At 72.1% G+C, this 5,863-nt stretch carries 6 protein-coding genes; 1 reads left to right on the plus strand and 5 read right to left on the minus strand.

Annotation, left to right across the window (positions count from 1 at the left end; genetic code table 11):
- Positions 1 to 124 precede the first annotated feature (124 nt).
- From HET64_RS35505 to HET64_RS35515, 3 genes are read right to left on the minus strand one after another with little or no spacing between them, the layout of a single operon-like run.
- Complete coding sequence (locus HET64_RS35505) at positions 125 to 961, minus strand: sugar phosphate isomerase/epimerase (protein WP_215111365.1); 837 nt, start codon at positions 959 to 961, stop codon at positions 125 to 127.
- A complete protein-coding gene (locus tag HET64_RS35510; protein WP_215111366.1) occupies positions 958 to 2,106 on the minus strand; it encodes a dihydrodipicolinate synthase family protein in 1,149 nt (382 codons plus the stop codon). Before HET64_RS35510 ends, HET64_RS35505 begins: the two co-directional genes overlap by 4 nt.
- Before the next feature lie 40 nt (positions 2,107 to 2,146).
- Entirely contained in the window at positions 2,147 to 3,298 is a 1,152-nt protein-coding gene (locus HET64_RS35515) for a Gfo/Idh/MocA family protein (RefSeq protein WP_215111367.1), read from the minus strand.
- Positions 3,299 to 3,407: 109 nt separating this feature from the next.
- Between HET64_RS35515 and HET64_RS35520 the strand changes: the two genes are divergently transcribed.
- Positions 3,408 to 4,508, plus strand: a complete 1,101-nt coding sequence (locus HET64_RS35520; protein ID WP_215111368.1) for a LacI family DNA-binding transcriptional regulator — start codon at positions 3,408 to 3,410, stop codon at positions 4,506 to 4,508.
- A 162-nt stretch (positions 4,509 to 4,670) separates the two neighbouring features.
- Here the strand turns inward: HET64_RS35520 and HET64_RS35525 are convergent, their stop codons facing one another.
- Positions 4,671 to 5,015 carry a hypothetical protein gene (locus HET64_RS35525; RefSeq protein ID WP_215111369.1) on the minus strand — a complete coding sequence of 115 codons (345 nt, stop codon included), beginning with the start codon at positions 5,013 to 5,015 and terminating at the stop codon, positions 4,671 to 4,673.
- Positions 5,012 to 5,518 (minus strand): DUF6232 family protein, encoded by a 507-nt coding sequence (locus HET64_RS35530; RefSeq protein WP_251146334.1) that lies wholly within the window; start codon positions 5,516 to 5,518, stop codon positions 5,012 to 5,014. Before HET64_RS35530 ends, HET64_RS35525 begins: the two co-directional genes overlap by 4 nt.
- Positions 5,519 to 5,863 lie beyond the last annotated feature (345 nt).

Here is a 5,863-nt window from a genome sequence, read left to right on the forward strand (position 1 = left end):
CGTCGGGCCTTCCCGTTCCCCCCGGACCCCTCCCCGGAAGTCCCGACGCCATGTGTGACACGGGAGGGTACGCAAAGGTTGCATCCCTTTACGATCTCTTTACCCAGGGCCGGGTGCGGGGCTCTCAGCAGGCGTGTTGCACATAGCGCTCCGCGACTTCCGCCAGGGCCTGAGCCCCGTCGCGGGCCCACAGCGCCTCGTTGAAGATCTCCACCTCGATCGGGCCGTCGAAGCCGGCGGCCTCCACGTGACGGCGGAACGCGCGGAAGTCCACGCTTCCGTCGCCCAGTTGGCCCCGTCCCAGCAGGACGCCCGCCGGGAGCGGGGTGATCCAGTCGGCCAACTGGAAGGAGTGGATGCGGCCGCCCGCACCCGCGCGGGCGATCTCGGCCGGGGCCCGGTCGTCCCACCAGAGGTGGTAGGTGTCGACGACCACCCCGACCTGCTCGGCCGGGAAGCGTTCCGCGAGGTCCAGCGCCTGGCCGAGCGTGGAGACGACGCAGCGGTCGGAGGCGTACATCGGGTGCAGTGGCTCGATCGCCAGGCGTACGCCGCGCGTCGCCGCGTACGGGGCCAGTTCCGCCAGCGCGTCGGCGACCCGCTCCCGGGCCCCGTGCAGATCGCGGCTGCCGGGCGGGAGGCCGCCGGAGACCAGGACCAGGGTGTCGGTGGACAGGGCCGCCGCCTCGTCGATCGCCGCCCGGTTGTCGTCCAGGGCGCGGGCGCGTGCCGCCGGGTCGAGCGCGGTGAAGAAGCCGCCCCGGCAGAGGCTGGTGACGGTGAGCCCGGCATCCGCCAGGAGCCCGGCCGTGCGCTCGACGCCGTACGCCTGCACCGGGGCCCGCCACAGGCCCACCATGCCGATGCCCGCCTTGACGCAGCCCTCGGTCAGCTCGGGCAGCGACCACTGCTTGATGGTCTCCTGGTTGAGCGAGAGGCGGGAGAGGTGGTCGTCGCTCATCGTGCGCCTCCGTGGACCGCGAGCAGGGAGCGCATCCGGTGTTCGGCCAGGTCCGGGTCCGGGAACAGGCCCAGGCCGTCGGCCAGTTCGTACGCCTTCGCCAGATGCGGGAGCGAGCGCGCCGACTGGAGTCCGCCCACCATCGTGAAGTGGTCCTGGTGGCCGGAGAGCCAGGCCAGGAACACCACGCCCGTCTTGTAGAAGCGGGTCGGCGGGCGGAAGAGGTGGCGGGAGAGCTCGACCGTGGGGTCCAGGAGGGCCCGGAAGCCGTCCACGTCTCCCGTGTCCAGCACCCGTACCGCGTGCGCCGCCAACGGTCCCAGCGGGTCGAAGATGCCCAACAGGGCGTGGCTGAAGCCGCGTTCGTCGCCCGCGATGAGTGCCGGGTAGTTGAAGTCGTCGCCCGTGTAGCAGCGCACCCCGCCCGGGAGGCGGCGGCGCACGTCGATCTCGCGGGCCGCGTCCAGGAGGGAGATCTTGATGCCGTCGACCTTGTCGGGGTGTTCGGCGATGACCTTGAGGAAGGTGTCCGTGGCCTCGTCGAGGTCGGTGCTGCCCCAGTAGCCCGCGAGGGCCGGGTCGAACATCGGACCCAGCCAGTGCAGGATCACCGGCTCCGACGCCTGGCGCAGGAGGTGGGCGTAGGTGGCAAGGTAGTCCTCCGGGCCCCGCGCGGCGCGGACCAGCGCGCGGGAGGCCATGAGGATCGGCTGGACGCCGTTCTCCTCGGCCAGGGCCAGCTGCTCCTCGTACGCCGCCGTGACCTCGGCCAGGGCGGGTGCGGGGCCGTCGGGCAGTTGGTCGGTGCCGACGCCGCAGGCGATCGCGCCGCCCACCGCCTTCGCCTCGGCGGCCGAGCGGCGGATCAGTTCGGCGGCGCCCGCCCAGTCCAGGCCCATACCGCGCTGCGCGGTGTCCATGGCCTCGGCTACGCCCAGGCCGTGCGCCCACAGGTGGCGGCGGAAGGCGAGGGTGGACTCCCAGTCGACGGCGGCCGGGTCGTCCGGGCTGATGTCCGCGTACGGGTCGGCGACCACGTGCGCCGCCGAGAAGACCGTACGGGAGGTGGGGGCCGCCGCTCCCGGCGCGAGGCCGAGCGGTGTGGTGCGGGGCGTGTAGGGGCCCTGCGGGAGGTGGATCGTCATGTCAGCGGCCTCCGGCGGCGCCGCGTACCGGGCGCGCGGGTCACAGGGTCAGCTCCGGGATGTCGAAGCGGCGGCCCTCGGCGGACGACTTCAGCCCCAGCTCGGCCAGTTGGACGCCCCGGGCGCCGGCCAGCAGGTCCCAGCCGTACGGGTCGTCCAGGACCACGTGGCGCAGGAACAGCTCCCACTGCGCCTTGAAGCCGTTGTCGAACTCCTGGTTGTCCGGGATCTCCTGCCACTGGTCGCGGAACGACTCGGTGACCGGGAGGTCCGGGTTCCAGACCGGCTTGGGGGTCGACGAGCGGTGCTGGACACGGCAGTTGCGCAGGCCCGCGACGGCGGAGCCGTGGGTGCCGTCGACCTGGAACTCGACCAGCTCGTCGCGGTTGACCCGGACCGTCCAGGAGGAGTTGATCTGCGCGACGGCCCCGCCCGCCAGTTGGAAGATGCCGTACGCGGCGTCGTCGGCGGTCGCCTCGTACGGCTTGCCCTGCTCGTCCCAGCGGCGCGGAACGTGCGTCTGCACATGGGCCGTCACGGAGGTGACCTGGCCGAACAGCTCGTGGAGCACGTACTCCCAGTGCGGGAACATGTCGACGACGATGCCGCCGCCGTCCTCCGAGCGGTAGTTCCACGAGGGGCGCTGGGCCTCCTGCCAGTCGCCCTCGAAGACCCAGTAGCCGAACTCCCCGCGCACGGAGAGGATCTCGCCGAAGAAGCCGCCGTCGATCAGGCGCTTCAGCTTCAGCAGGCCCGGCAGGAAGATCTTGTCCTGGACGACGCCGTGCTTGATGCCCGCGTCCCGGGCGAGCCGCGCCAGGTCGAGGGCCCCCTCGACGTCCGTGGCCGTCGGCTTCTCGGTGTAGACGTGCTTGCCCGCCGCGATCGCCTTCTTGATCGCCTCCACCCGGGCCGAGGTGACCTGGGCGTCGAAGTAGATGTCGATCGTGTCGTCCGCGAGGACCGCGTCCAGGTCGGTCGACCACTCGGTCAGGCCGTGGCGCTCGGCGAGCTCCTCCAGGGCGTGGGCGCGGCGGCCGACGAGCACGGGCTCGGGCCACAGCACCTCGCCGTCGCCGAGATCCAGGCCTCCCTGCTCGCGGATCGCGAGGATCGAGCGCACCAGGTGCTGCCGGTATCCCATGCGTCCCGTGACGCCGTTCATGGCGATGCGCACTGTCCTGCGTGTCACGAAGGTCCCTCCATACAGCCGTAGCAAGCGCTTTCTATTCGAGATGACGCTAGCCTGCCGACAGCGGCCGGACAAGAGGGGGCCGCACGTGATCTCACGGAGGACAGCGATGACAGTCACCCTGGCGGATGTGGCGGCCCGCGCCCGGGTGTCCCCGGCCACCGTCTCCCGTGTGCTGAACGGCAACTACCCGGTGGCGGCGTCGACCCGGGAGCGGGTCCTGCGCGCGGTGGACGACCTGGACTACGTGCTCAACGGGCCCGCGAGCTCGCTCGCCGCGGCCACCTCGGACCTGGTCGGCATCCTGGTCAACGACATCGCCGACCCGTTCTTCGGGATCATGGCGGGGGCGGCCCAGACGCAGATCGGCGGCCCCGGGGACGGTTCCGGACGGGCGGGCGGCGAGAAGCTGGCCGTCATCTGCAACACCGGCGGCTCCCCGGAGCGCGAACTCACCTATCTCACCCTCCTCCAGCGCCAGCGCGCCGCCGCCGTCGTCCTCACCGGCGGCGCGGTGGAGAACCCGGCCCACCAGGCCGCGATGTCCGCGAAGCTGACGAAGCTCGCGGACGCGGGCACCCGGATCGTCTTCTGCGGGCGGCCCCCGCTGCCCGAGGGGGACGCCCTCGTCGCCGCGCTCACGTTCGACAACCGGGGCGGCGGACGCCGGCTCGCCGAACACCTGATCTCGCTCGGCCACCGCAGGATCGGGTACGTCGCCGGGCCCCCGGAGCGCACCACCACCCGGCACCGGCTGGAGGGCCACCGGGAGGCACTGCGCGCGGCCGGCCTGGACGCCGCCCCGGGCGGGGCCGACGGGGACCCGGGCTCCGACGATCAGGACCGGCTCACCGTGCACGGGCCCTACGACCGGCGCTCCGGCTACGAGGCCACCCTCGAACTCCTGCGCAGGGCGCCGGACGTGACCGCGATCGTGGCCGCCAACGACACCGTGGCGCTGGGCGCGTGCGCGGCCGTCCGGGACCAGGGGATGCGGATCCCCCAGGACATCTCGGTCGCGGGCTTCGACGACCTGCCGTTCTCGGTCGACGCGGTGCCGGCCCTCACGACGGTGCGGCTGCCGCTGTTCGAGGCGGGCGCCCGCGCCGGCCGGCTGGCCATGGGCAAGGAGAACCCGCCGCCCGGCGGCATCGCGACCATCGCGGCCGAGCTGATGATCCGAGGGTCCACGGCGGCGCCCCGGGGCTGAACCGGCGGCCCGGGGGTGCCCCGGGTCCCTCTCGGGGCCCCGGGTCCCTCTCGGGGCCCCGGGTCCCTCTCGGGGCCTCTCCGTGCCGGCCCAGCAGTCCTAGGGACTCTCGTTTGGATCATGCCGGGCTCGCGGGGTCCGGACTGATCCAAACGAAAGACCCTAGCCCAGCAGTCCGAGCACCCGTCCCAGCGCGTCCGCGACCGGCTGGGCCACGGGCCCCAGGCTGCCGGCGATCTGGCCGAGCCGTGCCAGGGTGAGGCCGCGCTCGGTCATGGCCTCGCGGTCCAGGGCGAGCACGGGCAGGGTCTCTTCGACCGTACGGGCCTGGTCCGGCGTGAGATGGGCGCTGAGGTCACGGAGCCGGGCGGTCAACTCCTGCACTGCGGCGCGGAGTTCCGGGTCCTGTCCGGCTCCGACGATGCCGTAGTTGATCCCGATCACCTGCTCTCCCCGCTGGTTGAACACAGGGCCGTTGTAGGTCGTGTGGTGCGTCGGTTCGGTCATAGCTTGATCCCCGTGTTCGTCCCGCCGTTCTGGTTGAAGACGGGGCCGTTGTAGTTGTTCAACTCATGCACGTACGCCGTGAACTCGGCCTCCGGGTGGTTGATCGCATGGACGATCTGCCCGGCGATCGTCCGCAGCTCTTCGACGGTCGGCAGCGTCACGACCGCCAGGGAGCCGCCGGCCGTCTCCACGGCCAGGATCGGCTTCGCCGGTTCGAGGAGTTCCTTGATGAAGTAGATGGCCAGACCGATCGTGAAGACGAGGAACATCGGATTCCCGCTCTCCTTGATCTCCGTGTCACCGTCGCTCGCCGCGATCACCACCACATAGACGACGCCGGTGAGCGCCAGCCACTTCAGGAAGCTGAGGAAGGTCGCGCCTCGTTGCGGCTTGAGCTTCGTGGCCTCCACCCGGGTGAGGTTGTCCAGCGGGAAGGCCGCAGAGCCGATCCAGAGCATCCGGCGGTTGACCGAGACCTCCAGGACCCCGCCGGGGCGCGGCATCGGCGGTATGGGCGGCCGCTCCTGCGGAGGTCCGGCCGGAGGACTTGGCGGCGGTGTCGGTGGTGAGGCCGGCGGTGGCGAGGCAGGCGGCGCCGATGGTGGCCCGGACAGCCGTCCGGTCGGTGGCGTAGGTCTCTGCGGCTGCCCGAAGCTCCCTGTGGTGTCCATGTGCTCCCCCGTGCACTCGTTCACTCACCCCGCGCTCGCGGGAGCCCTATTAAGCAGCAACCCGGCTCCGCACGGCAGGCGAGAAGTGGCCATTTCCTGAATCCGCCGCCGCCCGCGGCCGGTGTCTGCGGGACCGGAGGGCGAAAGATGGGGGCGACTCCCCCATGCGCCCGCCCC

The sequence above is a fragment of the Streptomyces sp. McG3 genome (genome assembly GCF_018619185.1).
Taxonomy (GTDB): domain Bacteria; phylum Actinomycetota; class Actinomycetes; order Streptomycetales; family Streptomycetaceae; genus Streptomyces.

Excerpts from the sequence above, each read along its gene's own strand:
- HET64_RS35505 (WP_215111365.1), bottom strand. The coding sequence starts at position 961 with ATGAGCGACGACCACCTCTCCCGCCTCTCGCTCAACCAGGAGACCATC.
- HET64_RS35510 (WP_215111366.1), bottom strand. The coding sequence starts at position 2,106 with ATGACGATCCACCTCCCGCAGGGCCCCTACACGCCCCGCACCACACCG.
- HET64_RS35520 (WP_215111368.1), top strand. The coding sequence starts at position 3,408 with ATGACAGTCACCCTGGCGGATGTGGCGGCCCGCGCCCGGGTGTCCCCG.
- HET64_RS35525 (WP_215111369.1), bottom strand. The coding sequence starts at position 5,015 with ATGACCGAACCGACGCACCACACGACCTACAACGGCCCTGTGTTCAAC.
- HET64_RS35530 (WP_251146334.1), bottom strand. The coding sequence starts at position 5,518 with ATGCCGCGCCCCGGCGGGGTCCTGGAGGTCTCGGTCAACCGCCGGATG.